Source organism: Cupriavidus necator (genome assembly GCF_040578825.1).
Lineage (GTDB): Bacteria > Pseudomonadota > Gammaproteobacteria > Burkholderiales > Burkholderiaceae > Cupriavidus > Cupriavidus necator_E.
Map to the genome: position 1 here is coordinate 87,517 of NZ_JBEFLI010000014.1, position 16,338 is coordinate 103,854.

At 68.9% G+C, this 16,338-nt stretch carries 13 protein-coding genes; 11 read left to right on the top strand and 2 right to left on the bottom strand.

Annotated features, from left to right (window positions below):
- The first annotated feature begins 2 nt into the window (after nt 1-2).
- From AB1I47_RS09985 to AB1I47_RS10025, 9 genes are all read left to right on the top strand, one after another.
- A complete protein-coding gene (locus AB1I47_RS09985; RefSeq protein ID WP_354683585.1) occupies nt 3-1,157 on the top strand; it encodes an acyl-CoA dehydrogenase family protein in 1,155 nt (384 codons plus the stop codon).
- Nucleotides 1,154-2,365 (top strand): acyl-CoA dehydrogenase family protein, encoded by a 1,212-nt coding sequence (locus AB1I47_RS09990; RefSeq protein ID WP_354683586.1) that lies wholly within the window; start codon nt 1,154-1,156, stop codon nt 2,363-2,365. The genes AB1I47_RS09985 and AB1I47_RS09990 overlap by 4 nt, the downstream gene beginning before the upstream one ends.
- Nucleotides 2,362-3,165: an SDR family oxidoreductase gene (locus AB1I47_RS09995; protein WP_354683587.1), complete on the top strand. Its 804-nt coding sequence runs from the start codon at nt 2,362-2,364 to the stop codon at nt 3,163-3,165. The genes AB1I47_RS09990 and AB1I47_RS09995 overlap by 4 nt, the downstream gene beginning before the upstream one ends.
- Before the next feature lie 148 nt (nt 3,166-3,313).
- Entirely contained in the window at nt 3,314-3,769 is a 456-nt protein-coding gene (locus AB1I47_RS10000) for a MaoC family dehydratase (RefSeq protein WP_354683588.1), read from the top strand.
- A 13-nt stretch (nt 3,770-3,782) separates the two neighbouring features.
- Complete coding sequence (locus AB1I47_RS10005) at nt 3,783-4,988, top strand: acetyl-CoA C-acyltransferase (RefSeq protein WP_354683589.1); 1,206 nt, start codon at nt 3,783-3,785, stop codon at nt 4,986-4,988.
- A 253-nt stretch (nt 4,989-5,241) separates the two neighbouring features.
- On the top strand, nt 5,242-6,207 hold the full coding sequence (locus tag AB1I47_RS10010; protein ID WP_354683590.1) for a WD40/YVTN/BNR-like repeat-containing protein: 966 nt from the start codon (nt 5,242-5,244) through the stop codon (nt 6,205-6,207).
- Between the two features lie 28 nt (nt 6,208-6,235).
- Nucleotides 6,236-8,668: an efflux RND transporter permease subunit gene (locus tag AB1I47_RS10015; protein ID WP_354683591.1), complete on the top strand. Its 2,433-nt coding sequence runs from the start codon at nt 6,236-6,238 to the stop codon at nt 8,666-8,668.
- A gap of 67 nt (nt 8,669-8,735) precedes the next feature.
- Entirely contained in the window at nt 8,736-9,935 is a 1,200-nt protein-coding gene (locus AB1I47_RS10020) for an NADH:flavin oxidoreductase (protein WP_407935816.1), read from the top strand.
- A gap of 75 nt (nt 9,936-10,010) precedes the next feature.
- Nucleotides 10,011-11,111 (top strand): 3-ketosteroid-9-alpha-monooxygenase, oxygenase component, encoded by a 1,101-nt coding sequence (locus tag AB1I47_RS10025; RefSeq protein ID WP_354683593.1) that lies wholly within the window; start codon nt 10,011-10,013, stop codon nt 11,109-11,111.
- A gap of 79 nt (nt 11,112-11,190) precedes the next feature.
- Here the strand turns inward: AB1I47_RS10025 and AB1I47_RS10030 are convergent, their stop codons facing one another.
- Together AB1I47_RS10030 and AB1I47_RS10035 are read right to left on the bottom strand one after the other, a co-directional pair.
- A complete protein-coding gene (locus tag AB1I47_RS10030) occupies nt 11,191-12,318 on the bottom strand; it encodes an acyl-CoA dehydrogenase family protein (RefSeq protein WP_354683594.1) in 1,128 nt (375 codons plus the stop codon).
- Between the two features lie 13 nt (nt 12,319-12,331).
- The gene (locus AB1I47_RS10035) at nt 12,332-13,525 is read right to left on the bottom strand and encodes an acyl-CoA dehydrogenase family protein (protein WP_354683595.1); all 1,194 of its coding nucleotides are present in this window, start codon (nt 13,523-13,525) and stop codon (nt 12,332-12,334) included.
- A gap of 318 nt (nt 13,526-13,843) precedes the next feature.
- Between AB1I47_RS10035 and AB1I47_RS10040 the strand changes: the two genes are divergently transcribed.
- Both AB1I47_RS10040 and AB1I47_RS10045 read left to right on the top strand, forming a co-directional pair.
- A complete protein-coding gene (locus AB1I47_RS10040) occupies nt 13,844-15,367 on the top strand; it encodes a class I adenylate-forming enzyme family protein (protein WP_354683603.1) in 1,524 nt (507 codons plus the stop codon).
- 23 nt (nt 15,368-15,390) lie between these two features.
- Nucleotides 15,391-16,338: Bug family tripartite tricarboxylate transporter substrate binding protein (locus tag AB1I47_RS10045; protein ID WP_354683596.1), on the top strand; the 948-nt coding region annotated here is incomplete at its 3' end.

Consider the following 16,338-nt stretch of genomic DNA (forward strand, 5'->3'; position numbering starts at 1 on the left):
CCATGGATTTCTCTCTTTCCGTCGAACAACAGATGGTCCGCGACAGCGCGCGCGACTACCTCGCCGCGCACAGTGATTCGGCGGCGGTGCGGCGCGTGACCGAGGCGGGTCCGGCCCACGATGACGCGCTGTGGCGCGCGATCTCGGGTGAGCTCGGCTGGTGCGGCATCGCCTTGCCGGAAGCCGTGGGCGGTGTGGGCCTGGGCGCTACCGGCCTCGTGCTGCTGCAGGAGCAGCTGGGCCAGCGCCTGGCCTGCGTGCCGTTCTGGTCCAGCGCCTGCCTGGTGGCGCCGTGGCTGCAGGCCAGCCTCGGCGAGCGCGGCAGCGCGCAGTGGCTGGAGCGGCTGGCCGTGGGCGAATGCCGTGGCGCCGCGGTGCTGCCTGACGATGGCGGCTGGCACTACGACGGGGTAGCGATCGCTGCGCAGGCAAGCGCGGACGGCTTCGTGCTGCGCGGCGGCGCCGTCCAGGTGCCCGATGCCTTCGGCGCCGACTGGCTGCTGGTGCCGGCGAGGCTCGATGACGGCGCGCCCGCGCTGTTCCTGCTGGAGCCGGTCGCGCTGGCTGACGATGAGCGATTCAGGCTGGCACCGCTCGACACGCTGGACCGCACCCGGCCGCTGGCCTCGCTGCGGCTGGACGGGCTGCACGTTTGCGCAAGTGCCTGCCTGGCACGCGGGGACGCCGCGGCGCTGGGCCTGGCCCACGCCTGGTGGCACGGCAAGCTGATGCTGGCCGCGGAGCAGCTTGGCGCGGCCCAGCAATGCCTGGACCTCTCCGTTGCCTATGCGGCGGAGCGCATCCAGTTCGGGCGCGCCATCGCCTCGTTCCAGGCGGTCAAGCACCGCTGCGCGCAGATGATGGTGCTGGTCGAGGCGGCGCGCTCGGCGGTGTATGGCGCGGCGCAGGCGTGGGAATCGACCGATATGGCCGACGCCCGTCTCGAAATCGCCGCCGCCGCCGTCGCGGCCGACGACGCGCTGCGCTTCTGCGCGCAGGAGGCCATCCAGTTGCACGGCGGGGTCGGCTTCACCTGGGAATACGACCCCCAGCTCTATTTCAAGCGCGCGCAGGCCGCCAGCCACTGGCTGGGTGGCGCCGGCGCGGCGCTTGCCTACATCGCCGCAAATGGCCCGCACAGCTGGAGGACAGCATGACAGCGCATGAAGAGTCGGCATTCCGCGCCGAGGTGGCCCAATGGATGGCCGCCAACCTGGCCGGCGAATTCGCCTGCCTGAAGCACCGCGGCGGCCCCGGCGACGAAGATGCCTTTCCCGAGCTGCGCAAGGCGTGGGAGCGGCGGCTGGCCGAAGGCGGCTGGATCGGCCTGGGCTGGCCGCGCGCGCATGGCGGGCGCGAGCTGCCGGTGATGCAGCAGGTGATCTTCCATGAGGAATATGCGCGGGCAGGGGGACCGGGCCGCATGGGCCATATCGGCGAGGGGCTGATCGGCCCGACCCTGGTCGCCTTCGGCACCGGGGACCAGAAGGCGCGCCTGCTGCCCGGCATCCTGAACGGCACCACGTTCTGGTGCCAGGGGTATTCGGAGCCTGGCGCGGGCTCGGACCTGGCCAATGTGCGCACGCGCGCGGTGCGCGATGCCGCCAGCGGCAACTGGCTGGTCAGCGGCCAGAAGGTATGGACCTCGCTCGCGCACGATTCCGACTGGATCTTCGTGCTGGCGCGTTGCGAGCCCGGCTCGCGCGGCAGCAAGGGCCTGATCTTCCTGATGCTGCCGTTGGACCAGCCCGGCATCGAGATCCGCCCGATCCGGCAGATGGGCGGCGGCGCGGAATTCAATGAAGTGTTCTTCGACGGCGCGCGTGCCGCGGCCGCCGACGTGCTGGGCGAGCCCGGCGATGGCTGGCGCATTGCCATGGCGCTGCTCGGCTTCGAGCGCGGCATCTCCACGCTCGGCCAGCAGATGCAGTTCACGCATGAACTGGAGTGGGTAGCGCAGGCCGCGCGCGACAACGGCAGCAGCCGCGACGCGCTGGTGCGCCAGCGCATTGCGCGCGCCTGGGCCGGCTTGCGGGTGATGCGCGCCAACGCGCTGCGCATGCTGGCGGGCGCGGCGCAGGCGGGCCAGGACGGCGAGGATGTCGACGTGGCGCTGCAGCGCGAGGCGCTGATCTACAAGTACTACTGGTCCAACTGGCACCGCGACCTGGGCCAGCTGGCGCTGGACGTGCTGGGCCCGCTGGCCAACGTGCTGGACGCCGGCGACACGCGCCGCACGCGGCTGCAGCAGATGGCGCTGTTCTCGCGCGCCGACACCATCTACGCCGGCACCAACGAAATCCAGCTCAACATCATCGCCGAACGCGGCCTTGGCATGCCGCGCGAGGCACGAGGACTGTCATGACCCTGCACACCGAATTCCCCGGCGCTCCGGCCTATGTGCCCGGCCATCAGTTGCTCGCCGGCAGGAGCGTGCTCATCACCGCGGCGGCCGGCGCCGGCATCGGCTTTGCCGCCGCGCGCCGCTGCGCGGAGGAGGGCTGCCGCGCGCTGATGATCTCGGACATCCATCAAAAGCGCCTGGACGAGGCGGTCGCGCGTTTGCGCGCGGAAACCGGGCTGCAGGTGGTCCATGGCCAGCTTTGCGATGTGTCGGATGAAGCGCAGGTGCGCGCCCTGGTGGCCGCTGCCGAAGAAGCGCTGGGCGGCACCGACGTGCTGATCAACAACGCCGGCCTGGGCGGCTCGCGCCGCCTAGTTGATATGGACGATGCCGAGTGGTCGCGCGTGATCGATATTTCCCTCACCGGCACCTTCCGCATGACGCGCGCGATGTTGCCGCACATGCAGGCGCGCCGGCGCGGCGCCATCGTCAACAACGCCTCGGTGCTGGGCTGGCGTGCGCAGAAGGAGCAGGCGCACTACGCCGCGGCCAAGGCCGGCGTGATGGCGCTGACGCGCTGCAGCGCGATGGAGGCCGCCGACTTCGGCGTGCGCATCAATGCGGTGGCGCCCAGCATCGCGCTGCACGACTTCCTGAAGAAGTCGGCGCCGGCCGACCTGCTGCGCCAGCTCAGCGAGCGCGAAGCGTTCGGGCGCGCGGCGGAGGTGTGGGAGGTGGCGAATGTGATGGTGTTTTTGGCCAGTGATTATGCGTCGTATATGACGGGAGAGGTGCTGCCGGTGAGCAGCCAGAGGGCTTGAAGCCCGCGGTGTTCGAGAGAGTTCGCGTTTGCCACCACCCCACGCATACGCTCCCCTCTCCCGCAAGCGGGAGAGGGGAGCAAACAAGCGGGGTTGGCGGGCTTGTCGGCAAGTGTGGCGACATGGTGAGGAAACACAGGAAACAGCAATGCCAAGAATCTTCCGTTCTGCCGAAGACATCCACGCCGCCGTAGGCCAACACCTCGGCGAAAGCGCCTGGACCCGCATCACCCAGGACCAGGTCAACCAGTTCGCCCATGCCACCGGCGACCACCAGTGGCTGCACGTGGACCCGGAGCGCGCCGCGCAAGGCCCCTACGGCGCCTGCATCGCCCATGGCTACCTGACGCTGGCCCTGGTCAACCAGTTCCTGCCGGCGCTGGTCACCGTCGAAGGCATGAAATGGGGCGTCAACTACGGCTGCGACAAGGTGCGCTTCCCGGCGCCGGTGCGCGTGGGCGCGCGCGTGCGCGGCGTGGGCGAACTGGTGCGGGCCGAGACGCTGCCGGGTGGCGTGCAGTCAGTGGTGCGCATGACGGTGGAGATCGAAGGCGAGGGCAAGCCCGCCTGCGTGGCCGAGACGATCAGCCGCTACTACTTCTGAAACAGGAACCGAGATGAATGAAGCAGTCATTGTCGCCGTCGCGCGCACGCCCATCGGCAAGGCCTTCCGCGGCGCCTTCAACGATACCGAAGCCCCGGCACTGGGCGGCCACGTGGTGCGCGCGGTGGTCGAGCGCGCGGGCGTGGACCCGGCCGAAGTGGACGACGTGCTGATCGGCGCGGCCGCGCAGCAGGGCACCCAGGGCTACAACCTGGGCCGCCTGTGCGCGGTGGCGGCCGGCCTGCCGGACAGCGTGCCCGGCATGACCATGGACCGCATGTGCGGCTCGGGGCTGATGACGATCGCGGCAGGCGCCCGCGCGATCCAGTGCGGCGAGGCCGACATCATCGTGGCCGGCGGCGCGGAATCCATCTCGCTGACGCAGACCAAGCACAAGAACAGCTACCGCGCCCAGTCCGAAGCGGTGCTGGCGCGGCAGCCGGCAGCCTACATGGCGATGATCGAGACCGCCGAGGTGGTGGCGCGCCGCTACGGCATCAGCCGCGCCGAGCAGGACGCCTACGCCTGGCGCAGCCAGCAGCGCACCGCCGAGGCACAGCGGCGCGGCGCCTTCGACGACGAGATCGTGCCGCTGGAAACGCGCCGCGCGCTGTTCGACAAGGCCGGCACGCTGACCGGCCACGAGACCGTTCTGCTTGCGCACGACGAGTGCAACCGGCCCGATACCACGGCCAGCAGCCTGGAGGCGCTGCAGCCGGTCTGGAGCGGCGGACCGGCGGTGGCCGCGGGCGAGCACATCACCGCCGGCAATGCTTCGCAACTGTCAGACGGCGCCGCCGCGGTGCTGCTGATGAGCGCCGACGAAGCCCGCCGCCGTGGCCTGCGCCCGCTGGGCCGCTACCGCGGCATGGCGGTGGCGGGCTGCGCGCCGGACGAGATGGGCATCGGCCCGGTGTTCGCGGTGCCGAAGCTGCTGGCGCGCCATGGCATGACGGTGGCCGACGTGGGCCTGTGGGAGCTGAACGAGGCCTTTGCCTGCCAGGTGCTGTACTGCCAGCAGAAGCTGGGCATTCCGGATGCACGGCTGAACGTCAACGGCGGTGCGATCTCGATCGGCCATCCGTTTGGGATGTCCGGCGCGCGCATGACTGCGCATGCGCTGATCGAAGGCAGTCGCCGCGGCGTGCAGCAGGCGGTGGTGACGATGTGCATTGGTGGCGGTATGGGTGCCGCCGCGCTGTTCGACGTTCTGCCGTAAGAACCCGTTTGACGATGAGGTTGGAGATTGCCGCCGGTTTGCTCCCCTCTCCCCATTTATGGGAGAGGGGCGGGGGAGAGGGCCGGCGTATCCACGAAGTGATGCGTCACGATGCTTGCCACGCGCCCGCCCTCTCCCCCGGCCCCTCTCCCGCAAGCGGGAGAGGGTAGCAAACACTTCGCTTCTATAAGCAGCCAGGCACGGACGGCCCGCCACGAGGCCGCCTGCCATTACTCCATACGGAGGAGACATCTTGAAACGACTGATCGGCATCGCCATGTCGCTGGCCGTGCTGGCCACCGCGGTATGGGCGTTCGCCCCCCGCCCGCTGCCGCCGTTCCCGGCCACCGCGCTGCGCCCCGACGGCCTGCAGATCCATGGCATCGCGCGCGCCGGCGAACGCCTGGTGGCCGTGGGCGAGCGCGGCAGGATCCTGTTCAGCGATGACGGGGGCCGCGGCTGGCGCGTGGCCGGCGTGGACAAGCCGCAAGGTGTCTCGCTGACCCAGGTGGCCTTTGCCGACAGCCGCCATGGCATGGCGGTCGGCCACGGCGGCTGGATCCTGCGCACCGAAGACGGCGGCGCGCACTGGCAGCAGGTGGCATTCGACGCGGGCTCGTCCGATCCGCTGCTGGGTGCCTGGGCGCAGGCCGGTGGGCCGTGGTTCGCCGTCGGCAGCTTTGGCCGCTTCCTGGTCTCGCGCGACCAGGGTGAGCACTGGGAAGAGGCTGCTGACAAGTCCATGCAGGACCGCCACCTCAACGGCATTGCCGGCGACGGGCACGGACGCCTGATGCTGGTCGGCGAAGCCGGGCTGGTGCTGCGCTCGCCCGACGGCGGCAGCCGCTGGGAGGCGGTCAAGACCCCTTATGAAGGCTCGCTGTATGGCGTGCTGCCGCTGCGCGACGGCGCCTGGCTGGCCTTCGGCATGCGCGGCAACGCCTTGCGCAGCGACGACTTTGGCGCCACCTGGCAGGCCGCGGACACCGGGCGCAGGGCGTCGTTCTTCGGCGGCGTCGAGTTGCCCGATGGCCGCATCGTGCTGGCCGGGCAGGGCGGCACGATGGTGCTTTCCACCGATGGCGGGCGCCACTTCGCCGCGTTGCCCGCCGGCAGCCCGCAGACCCTGGCCGCGCTGGCCCAAGCGGGCAAAGACTCGCTGGCGCTGGGCGGCAATGGCGGCCTTGCCGCCGCCGCGCTCGCTGCCAACACCCGCTGACCCCGCCTGACCGAACGCGAGAACGATCATGAACCGCCCCCAATCCTCCGGCCGCCTGGGCCGCTTCGTCGACGCCTGCGCCAGCGTGCTGATGCGCCGGCGCCGGCTGCTGCTGGTGCTGTGCCTGGCCGTGACCGTGGCGCTGGGCGTCTCGGCCATGCGGCTGCGGCTCGATCCCGGCTTCAACAAGATGATTCCGCTGCAGCACCCGTACATGCAGGTGTTCACCAAGTACGCGAGCACCTTCTCCGGTGCCAATACCGTGCTGGTAAGCCTGCGCTGGAAGGGCGACGGCGATATCTACAACGCGGCGTTCATGGACAAGCTGCGCCGCGCCACCGATGAAGTGTTCTTCATTCCCGGCGTGGACCGTTCGCGCGTGTTTTCGCTGTTCACGCCAAACGTGCGCTACACCGAGGTGACCGAAGCGGGCTTTCGCGGCGACGTGGTGGTGCCGGGGCGTTTCTCCGGCACGCCGGCCGAACTCGACACGGTGCGGCGCAACGTGGCGCGCTCGGGCCAGATCGGCCGGCTGGTCAGCAATGACCTCAGGTCCGCGCTGATCCGCGCCGAGCTGCAGGAGACCGATCCGGGCACCGGCAAGACCATCGACTACGGCGCGGTGGCGCGCCAGCTGGAGAAGATCCGGGGCGAATTCAGCGGCACCGATGTCGAAGTCAATATCGTCGGTTTTGCCAAGCTGGTGGGAGATGTGGAAGAAGGCATTGCCGGCGTGATGGGATTCTTCGCGCTGGCCTTCGCCGTGACCGCGCTGCTGTTGTGGCTGTACACGCGCTCGCTGCGCATCACGCTGCTGTCGCTGGTGGTGGCGCTGCTGCCCGTGGGCTGGCTGCTGGGCCTGCTGCCGCTGCTGGGCTACGGCATCGACCCGATGTCGATCCTGGTGCCGTTCCTGATCTTCTCGATCGGCGTCTCGCACGCGGTGCAGATGACCAATGCCTGGAAGCAGGAGGTGGTGCAGGGCCACAGCCCGCTTGACAGCGCCAGCGCAGCCTTCCGCAAGCTGTTCATCCCCGGCACGGTGGCGCTGCTGACCAACGCGCTGGGCTTCATGGTCATCATGCGCATCGAGATCGACATCGTGCGCGAGCTCGGCATCACGGCCTGCCTGGGCGTGCTGCTGATGATCGTGACCAACAAGGTGTTCCTGCCGATCCTGCTGTCCTACACGCGGCTGGAGCCCTCGGCGCTTGCCTCGGCACAGGCCCGGCGTGCCCAGGGTGGCGGCGGCCTGTGGCAGAAGTTCGGCGCGCTGGCGCGTCCGGGCCCGGCGCTGGGCGTGTTCGTGGCCGCGCTGGCGCTGTTGGCGGGCGGCGCGATCGAGTCGCGCGGCCTGAAGATCGGCGATGTCGGCAGCGGTGCGCCCGAGTTGCGCGCGGATTCGCGCTACAACCGCGACAGCGCCAGCATCGTGAGCCAGTACAACATCGGCTCGGATGCACTGACGGTGGTGGTGGAGCCGACCGGCTTCGACGACGGCTGCCTGCACTACCCGGTGATGAGCGCGGTGGAACGGTTCGAGATGCATATGCGCGGCGTCGCCGGCGTGCAGTCGGTGGTGAGCGTGTCGTCGCTGGCCAAGGTGGTGATCGGCGCCTATAACGAAGGCAACCCGCGCTGGGAGGCGCTGCCGCGCAGCAGCGAGGGGCTGAGCCAGGGCGCCAAGGCCTTCGACCCGGACAACGGCATGAATACGTCGAACTGCCAGGCCATCCAGGTACTGATCTACACGGCCAACCACGAGGGCGCCACCATTGCCCACATCATCCGCGAGATCCGCCGCTTCACCGATGCCGACAAGACCCCCGACGTGGCGTTCCGGCTGGCGGGAGGCAATATCGGCGTGATGGCCGCCACCAATGAGGCCGTGGAGGAAGCCGAAGTGACGATGCTGCTGTCGATCTTCGGCGCGATCACGCTGCTGTGCCTGCTGACGTTCCGCTCGTGGCGCGCGGTGCTGTGCATCATCGTGCCGCTGACGCTGGTATCGGTGCTGTGCAATGCGCTGATGGCGCGGCTGGGGATCGGGCTGAAGGTGTCGACGCTGCCGGTCATCACGCTTGGCGTGGGCGTTGGCGTGGACTACGGCATCTACCTGTACGAGCGCATCCAGCACCAGATCCGCGAGGAAGGGCAGGCGTTGCCGCAAGCCTTTGCGGAGGCCATGCGCCAGCGCGGCTCGGCGGCGCTGTTCACGGCGCTTACGATGTGCATCGGCGTGGGCACCTGGGCCTTTGCCGCGCTCAAGTTCCAGGCCGACATGGGGATCCTGCTGGCCTTCATGTTCCTGGTGAACCTGTTCGGCGCGGTGTCGCTGCTGCCGGCGCTGGCCGCGTGGCTGGGGGTGGAAGAAGAGGAGCGTGCGCGCGTGGCTGCCGGTTCCGCCGCAGGCGGCGCGACGGTCCCGCCTGCGCACGCGTTGAAATCCGACGTGGTCTGAGGCCGACGGGCCTGGAGGGAACAGCATGCACGATAGCCAGGCCGCCGCGGCGGCAGCATTCACGCCGGTGCGCATCGGCCCGCTGACGCTGCGCAACCGCCTGATCAAGGCGGGCGCCAACGAGGGCATGACGCCGCAGGGCCTGCCGACACAGGCGCTGGTCAGGCACCACCGCGACCTGGCCGCGGGCGGCGTGGGCATGACCACGGTCGCTTATGCGGCCGTAGCGGACAACGGCCTGACCTTCTCGCACCAGCTCAGCATGCGCCCGGAGCAGGTGGCGCACCTGCGCGTGCTGACCGATGCCGTGCATCGCGAAGGCGCGGCGGCCTGCCTGCAGATCACCCATGCAGGCTCGTTCACCACCATGCGCCATGGCGGCAGCCGCGCGCCCGGCAGTGCCTGCTCTGGCCTCAATGCCTTCGGCATGCTGCATGGCGTGTATTTCCAGCGTGCCATGCGTGAGCCAGACATGGCGCGGGTTGCCGGCCAGTTTGCCGCGGCGGCGCGGCTGGCGCGCGAAGCGGGCTTCGATGCGGTGGAAATCCACATGGGCCACGGCTACCTGCTCAACCAGTTCCTGTCGCCGCTGAGCAACCGGCGCCGCGATGCCTTCGGCGGCAGCGTGGAAAACCGCTCCCGCTTTCCCGCTGCCGTGCTGCGGCAGGTGAAGGACGCCGTCGGCGCCGACCTCGCGGTCTGCTGCAAGCTGAGCGTCAGCGATGGCGTGCCGGGCGGCAACGAACCGGCGGATTCCGCCGTGACCGCACGCATCCTGGAGGCGGAAGGGGCCGACCTGCTGACGCTCAGCGGCGGGCGCAACGTCGAGAGCCCGTGGGCGCTGTTCGGCAGCCCCATGCCTACGGCGCAGATGAAGGCTGCCGCACCGACCGCGGTGGCGCGCCTGGGCATCACCATGCTGGAAAGGCGCACGCCGCGCGACCTGGCCTTTCGCGAGCTGTATTTCCTTGAGGCGTCGCGCGTGGTGCGCCGGGCGGTGCGCATGCCGCTGGCCTATATCGGCGGCGTGAAATCGATCGGCAACGTCGCCCGGCTGATGGAAGAGGGCTTCGACTGCGTGGCACTGGCGCGCGCGCTGATCCACGATCCCGCACTGGTGGCCAACTGGCGCAGCGGCGCGGTGGTGCGCTCTGCCTGCGACAGCTGCAATGGCTGCGTGGCCCGGATCTACGACCCGGCCGGCGTCAGTTGCGTGCATGGCCCGGGCAATGATCCGGCGCTGACGCAAATTGCCGCGCTGCAGTAGTCCGATGGGACGATGAGGCGCCGGGCAGACGCTCGTATCTTGAAGCTCCCACGGGAACTCTAGGAGACAGACGCCATGACCGCTGACGGCAACCAGACTGGCTACAAGGCCGGCTACAAGATCGAATCACGCCCGCCCGAGGCCCGCTACGCGCGCGGCTGGCATTGCCTTGGCCTGGCCGATGCCTATCGCGATGGCGTGCCGCACACCCTGAACATCTTCGGACAGCGGCTGGCGGCCTTTGCCGATTCGACCGGCGCGATTCGCGTGATTGACGGTTACTGCCCGCACATGGGCGCGGACCTCAGTACCGGCACCGTGCAGGGCGACAACCTGGTCTGCCCCTTCCACGGCTGGCAGTGGGGTGGCGACGGCGGCTGCAAGTCCATCCCCTACTGCAAGCGCGTGCCGCCCAAGGCCCGCGTCGGTGCCTGGCAGACCTGCGAGCAGAACCGGCTGCTGTTTATCTGGCACGATCCCGAGGGCCGCCCGGCACCGGCCGAGGTAGCGATTCCGCGCATCGAAGCCTGCTTCTCGCCGGCGTGGTCGGACTGGGCCATCGACGAGATGGTGATCCGCACCAACTGCCGCGAGCTGGTCGACAACATCTCTGACATGGCGCACTTCGGCACGGTCCATGGCGCGCCAGTGGACTACTTTGCCAACCTGTTCGAAAACCACAAGGCCACGCAGCTGATGATCGGGCGCAGCGAACGGCTCTCCGGCGATGCGCAGCTGACGGCGCTGTCCACGTATTTCGGGCCGGCGTACCACATCACCGAGATGTCCGGCCGGATGGGCGACCAGCAGATCCACTCGATTCTGCTCAACTGCCATGTGCCGATCAACCTGAACAGCTTTGCGCTGCGCTACGGCGTGCTGGTGAAGAACATCCCGGGGCTGTCTGAAGAGCAGAACCGCGGCGTGGCGCAAGCGTATGTCGAGCAGGCCCGTCAGGCCTTCTACGAGGACGTGGCGATCTGGGACAGCAAGATCCGCATCGACAACCCGCTGCTGTGCGAAGGCGACGGGCCCCTCTACCAGATGCGTGACTGGTACCAGCAGTTCTACACGGACGTGGAACAGGTGCGGCCGTCCAGCGTGGCGCGGCGCACCTTCGAACTGAATCCCGGCGGCATCGAGCCGCCGGCGCTGCGGCATGTGTTCGAAGACTGACTGAACCGGCGGCCGGGATCTGCGGGCTTCCAACCGGGGCGTCCGCCACGCGCAGCGGCGCGCACGACCGGTTGCCGCATCAGGCCTCCATCACCTCGCCAAACCGCTGCAGGTGATAGTCGCTGTCGCCCAGCAACTGGTCCAGCATGGTCAGGCGCTTGAAATAGTCGCCCACCGACAGCTCGTCGGTCATGCCCATGCCACCGTGCAGTTGCACCGCCTGCTGGCCGACGAAGCGGCCGGCGCGCGCCACCGTGACCTTGGCGGCGGACAGCATGCGGCGGCGTGCGGCGGGATCGGTTTCATCCAGCGCCTGCGCTGCCACGTAGGCCATCGACAGCGCCAGCTCCTTCTGCACCAGCATGTCGGCCATGCGGTGCTGCAGCGCCTGGAAGGCGGCCAGCGGCTTGCCGAACTGCTGGCGCGTGCCCAGGTATTCGCCGGTGATTTCGATCAGCTTTTCCATCGCGCCGGCGCCCTCGGCGCACAGCGCGGCGATGCCGTGCTCCAGGCCCACGCCCAGCGCGGCCAGGCCGTCGGCGGGCTCGCCCACCAGCGCGCTGGCGGGCACGGTCACGTCCTGCATCGTCAGGTCGGCGGCGCGCAGGCCGTCGATGGTCGGATAGCCGGTCACGCCCAGCCCCTTGCTGGCGCGCGGCACCAGGAACAGCGCGATCTCGTTGCTGCCGGCCACGCGCGCGGTCAGCAGGTAGGCGTCGGCGGCGGCGCCGTGCCAGACCACGCTCTTGGTGCCGTTGAGCACGTAGCCGTCGCCGCTGCGCTCGGCGCTGGCGCGGGCCGATTCCGGACGGTAGCGCGTGCCCGGCTCCAGGTACGCCAGCGTGACGATGCGCTCGCCCGCGGCGATCGCGTTCAGCCATTCGTCCTTCTGCGCCGCGCTGCCGTAGGCGGCGAGGACGGCCGCGGACATCACGCCGCTGGGCGTCACCGGTTCCAGCACCAGGCCGCGGCCCAGTTCGCGCTGCACCACCAGCTGGCTGGCGGGGCCTTCGCCGAAGCCGCCGAAGTCGGCCGGCACGGTCAGGCCCAGCACGCCCATCTCGGCCAGCTTGGCCCACACGCCGCGATCCAGGCTCTCGCCGGCGCGCGCGCTCTCGCGGCGGGCTTCGAAGGTGTATTCGGTGTCGATAAAGCGACGCAGGCTGTCCGCCAGCATCTGTTGCTCTTCGCTGTAGGTGAAGTCCATGTCAGCTATCCCTTCAGAAACCCAGGATCATCTTGGAGATGATGTTCTTCTGCACTTCGGTCGCGCCGCCGTAGATCGACGTCTTGCGCATGTCGTAGTAGGTGGAGGCGGCCGGCGCGGCCCACTCGGGGCCCGACACCGGCTGCGTTGCGCCAGCTTCCAGCCAGTCCGGCGAGTATGGCCAGGCGTTGGGGCCGGCCACTTCCAGCATCAGCATCGCCAGGTCCTGCTGCACCTCGGAACCGCGGATCTTGACGATCGACGCTTCGGGGCCGGGCGTGCCGGCGGCCTGGGTGGCCACGCGCAGCAGCAGCATTTCCAGCGCCATGATGTCCATTTCCACGCGCGCGATCTTGTCGCGCATGCGCACGTCCTCGATCAGCGGGCGGCCGGCGCCGTCGGTGGCCTCGCTGGCGTAGTGCTTGAGCTGGCGCAGCTCGCGGTGGCAATGGCCGATGCCGGCGATGCCGGTGCGCTCATGGCCGAGCAGGTACTTGGCATAGGTCCAGGCGCGGTTCTCTTCGCCGACCAGGTTCTCGACCGGCACTTCCACGTCCTCGAACCAGGTCTCGTTGACGTCGTGGCCACCGTCGAGCGTCTTGATCGGCCGCACGGTCACGCCGGGCGACTTCATGTCGATCAGCAGCATCGAGATGCCTTCCTGCGCCTTGGCTTCAGGATCGGTGCGCACCAGGCAGAAGATCCAGTCGGCGAAGTGCGCCATCGTGGTCCAGGTCTTCTGGCCGTTGACGATGTACTTGTCGCCCTTGCGCACCGCGCGGGTCTTCAGCGAGGCGAGGTCGGAACCCGAGCCCGGCTCGGAATAGCCTTGGCACCAGAAGTCCTCGACGGTGGGGATGCGCGGCAGGAAGCGCTGCTGCATTGCGGGGCTGGCGTACTTCATCAGCACCGGCCCGATCATGGTCAGGCCGAACGGCAGCAGGCGCGGCGCGCCGGCGCGGAAGGTCTCGATCTCGAAGATCAGGCGCTGCAGCGGGGTCCAGCCGGTGCCGCCCCATTGCTTCGGCCAGGTCGGCGCGCCCCAGCCGTGCGCCTGCAGGATGCGGTGCCAGCGGACGTAGTCGTCCTTCTCCACGCGCTGGTGGTCGAGCACCTTGTTGCGGATGTCTTCGGGCAGGCTGGCCTGCGCGAAAGCGCGGACTTCCTCGCGGAAGGCCTGTTCCTCGGCGGTGAAACGCAAATCCATCTGATGTCCCCTGTGGTACGCGGGCCGCGCGCTGGCTGACAGCGTTTGCGCGAATGCAGCGGCCCTCACTATGCCGGCTGATTGTAGGGGCCGGGCGCGATGCGTTGCTTCATCAATGGTAAAGGCGTCCTTCGCGCCGGCGGAACCACCTGCGCCGGGGGGTTGGCGGGGACGAACACGGCCTTAGCGAATGGCAAATGGCTCCGGCGCCGCGCTTGCCGCAAACTGATGCTGCCTGTTTATGTGCGGCCGCAAGCATTGCGCCGCATGTCCCGCTCTAGTCTGCATCGAACCTGCATCGAGATACCCGCCAGCACCATGTCTTCCTTCCGTCCCCAATACATCCACGATATCCCCCGCCACTGGGCGGCGCAGACGCCCGACGCCCCGTGCCTGTACGAGAACGGCGCCGTGATTACCTACGGTGAGCTGTGGCGGCGCATCGAAGCCGCGCGCGACTGGCTGGCGGCGCAGGGCGTGGGCGAGGGCGACCGCGTGATGGTCGTCGGCGAGAACTGCAACGAGATGGTGGCCACGCTGTTTGCCAGCAGCCAGCTGCATGCGTGGCCGATCCAGGTCAACGCGCGCCTGTCCGCGCGCGAGATCGACAATATCCGCGACCATGCGCAGCCGGCGCTGGTGCTGTTCACCGGGCATGTGTCGGACGTCGCCGCGGCGCATGGCGCGCGGCTGGGCGCGCAGACCAGTGGCTGCGCGGTGTTTGCCGGCGGCATGCACGCGGTGCGTGCCGCCACGGCGCCAGAGCGGGTGAGCGCCGGCCAGGCGCGCGCCGTCGCCACGCTGATCTACACCTCCGGCACCACCGGCGCGCCCAAGGGCGTGATGGTGCCGCACGCGGGCCTGACGCATTTCGCGCGCATCTCCGCCACCTCGCGCGATATGGGGCCGGCCGACGTTGCCTATGGCGCGCTGCCGATGTCCCATATCTTCGGCATCGCCACCGTGCTGATGGCCACGCTGTATGCCGGCGCCAGCCTGTTCCTGCGCCCGCGCTTCGACGCCAGTGAAGTGTTCGAGGCGCTGGCGTCGCCCGGCGTCACCATCCTGCAGGGCGTGCCGACCATGTTCACGCGCATCATGGCAGTGGCCCCGACGCCTCCTGGCGCCAAGGCCGCCGACTTTCCGCGCCTGCGCTACCTGTACACCGGCGGCGCGCCGCTCGATCCCACCCTCAAGCGCGAGGTCGAGACGCTGTTCGGCCAGCCGCTGCACCATGGCTACGGCATCACCGAATACGCCGGCTCGCTGTTTATCACGCGCATGGACGCGCCGCGCGCCGACTGCTCGGCGGGCTATATCGTCGAAGGCGTCGAGATCGACATCACCGACGGCGAGGGCAATGCGCTGCCCGCCGGCGAGCGCGGCCAGATCCGCGTGCGCGGCCCGGGCGTGATGCTGGGCTACTACCGCAATCCCGAACAGACCGCCGAGGCGCTGCTGCCGGGCGGCTGGCTCAATACCGGCGACCTCGGCTACCTGGATGCCGACGGTGCGCTGTTTATCTCGGGCCGCTCCAAGGACCTGATCATCCGCTCGGGCTTCAACGTCTATCCGATCGAGGTCGAGTCGGTGATCAATGCCTTCCCCGGCGTGCGCCAGTCCGCCGTGGTGGGCCGGACCACCGGCGACGGCAACGAGGAAGTGGTGGCCTTTATCGAAATGCAGGATGGCAGCGAGCCTGACCGCAAGGCGCTCGACGCCTACCTGCGCGACAGCCTGGCGCCATACAAGCGCCCGGCGGAAATCCGCACCATCGACGTCATTCCCACTACCGCCAGCGGCAAGCTGCTCAAGCAGCCGCTGCGCGCGCTGCTGGACTAAAGACTTACCTGGAGGAGACAACAATGAAAGCATGGACAACACTTGCGGCAATTACCACGACGCTGCTGATGCAGGGCGCGGCGTGGGCCAACGACGCCTACCCGTCGCGGCCGGTCAAGCTGCTGGTGGGCTACGCACCAGGCGGCCCGGTCGACACCGCCGCGCGCATCTACGCCGAGCAGCTTGGCCGTGTGCTCAAGCAGCCGGTGGTGGTGGACAACCGCGCCGGCGCCAGCGGCGCAATCGCCGCCGACCTGACCGCCAAGGCGGCGCCGGACGGCTACACGCTGTACTTCGTTGCCAGCCCGACCATGACCATGACGCCGCTGATCCAGCGTTCGGTCAACTTCAACCCGACCAAGGATTTCACGTATATCGGGCTGATCACCGATTACACCAACGTGCTGCTGGTGAACAAGGACTTCCCGGCGAAGAACGTGGGCGAGCTGGTCGACTATGCGCGCAAGCATCCGGAGGATGTTTCGTTCGGCTCGGCCGGCGTGGGCGCGTCCAACCACCTGTCGGCGGAACTGCTGGCGCAGATGAACAGCGTCAAGATGCTGCACGTGCCGTACAAGGGCAATTCGCCGGCGGTGGCGGATGTGATGAGCGGCAAGGTGAGTTTTATGTTCGATATCACCGGCACGGCGATCGGGCATATCAATGGGGGCAAGGTGCGGGCGCTGGCGGTCACGTCCAGGACGCGCAACCCGGCGTTGCCGAATGTGCCGACGATGATCGAGTCGGGGCAGAAGAACTATGACCTGACTGGCTGGTATGCGCTGATCGGGCCGCAGAAGCTGCCGGCGGATGTGGTGGACAAGCTGGTGAAGGCGCAGAAGGCCATTGGGGATGATCCGGCGTATCGGCAGCGGATGGCGGCTGGGGGCTATGACGTCAATGTCGGTACGCCCAAACAGCTTGGGGATCGGATTCAGCGGGAGCTGGCGTTGTGGGGTGGGGTGGTGAAG

Bases quoted from the DNA above. Each gene is read 5' to 3' on its own strand.
- AB1I47_RS10000 (WP_354683588.1), top strand. From the start codon at position 3,314: ATGCCAAGAATCTTCCGTTCTGCCGAAGACATCCACGCCGCCGTAGGC.
- AB1I47_RS10035 (WP_354683595.1), bottom strand. From the start codon at position 13,525: ATGGATTTGCGTTTCACCGCCGAGGAACAGGCCTTCCGCGAGGAAGTC.
- AB1I47_RS09985 (WP_354683585.1), top strand. From the start codon at position 3: ATGGATTTCTCTCTTTCCGTCGAACAACAGATGGTCCGCGACAGCGCG.
- AB1I47_RS10025 (WP_354683593.1), top strand. From the start codon at position 10,011: ATGACCGCTGACGGCAACCAGACTGGCTACAAGGCCGGCTACAAGATC.
- AB1I47_RS09995 (WP_354683587.1), top strand. From the start codon at position 2,362: ATGACCCTGCACACCGAATTCCCCGGCGCTCCGGCCTATGTGCCCGGC.
- AB1I47_RS10040 (WP_354683603.1), top strand. From the start codon at position 13,844: ATGTCTTCCTTCCGTCCCCAATACATCCACGATATCCCCCGCCACTGG.
- AB1I47_RS10015 (WP_354683591.1), top strand. From the start codon at position 6,236: ATGAACCGCCCCCAATCCTCCGGCCGCCTGGGCCGCTTCGTCGACGCC.
- AB1I47_RS09990 (WP_354683586.1), top strand. From the start codon at position 1,154: ATGACAGCGCATGAAGAGTCGGCATTCCGCGCCGAGGTGGCCCAATGG.
- AB1I47_RS10005 (WP_354683589.1), top strand. From the start codon at position 3,783: ATGAATGAAGCAGTCATTGTCGCCGTCGCGCGCACGCCCATCGGCAAG.
- AB1I47_RS10030 (WP_354683594.1), bottom strand. From the start codon at position 12,318: ATGGACTTCACCTACAGCGAAGAGCAACAGATGCTGGCGGACAGCCTG.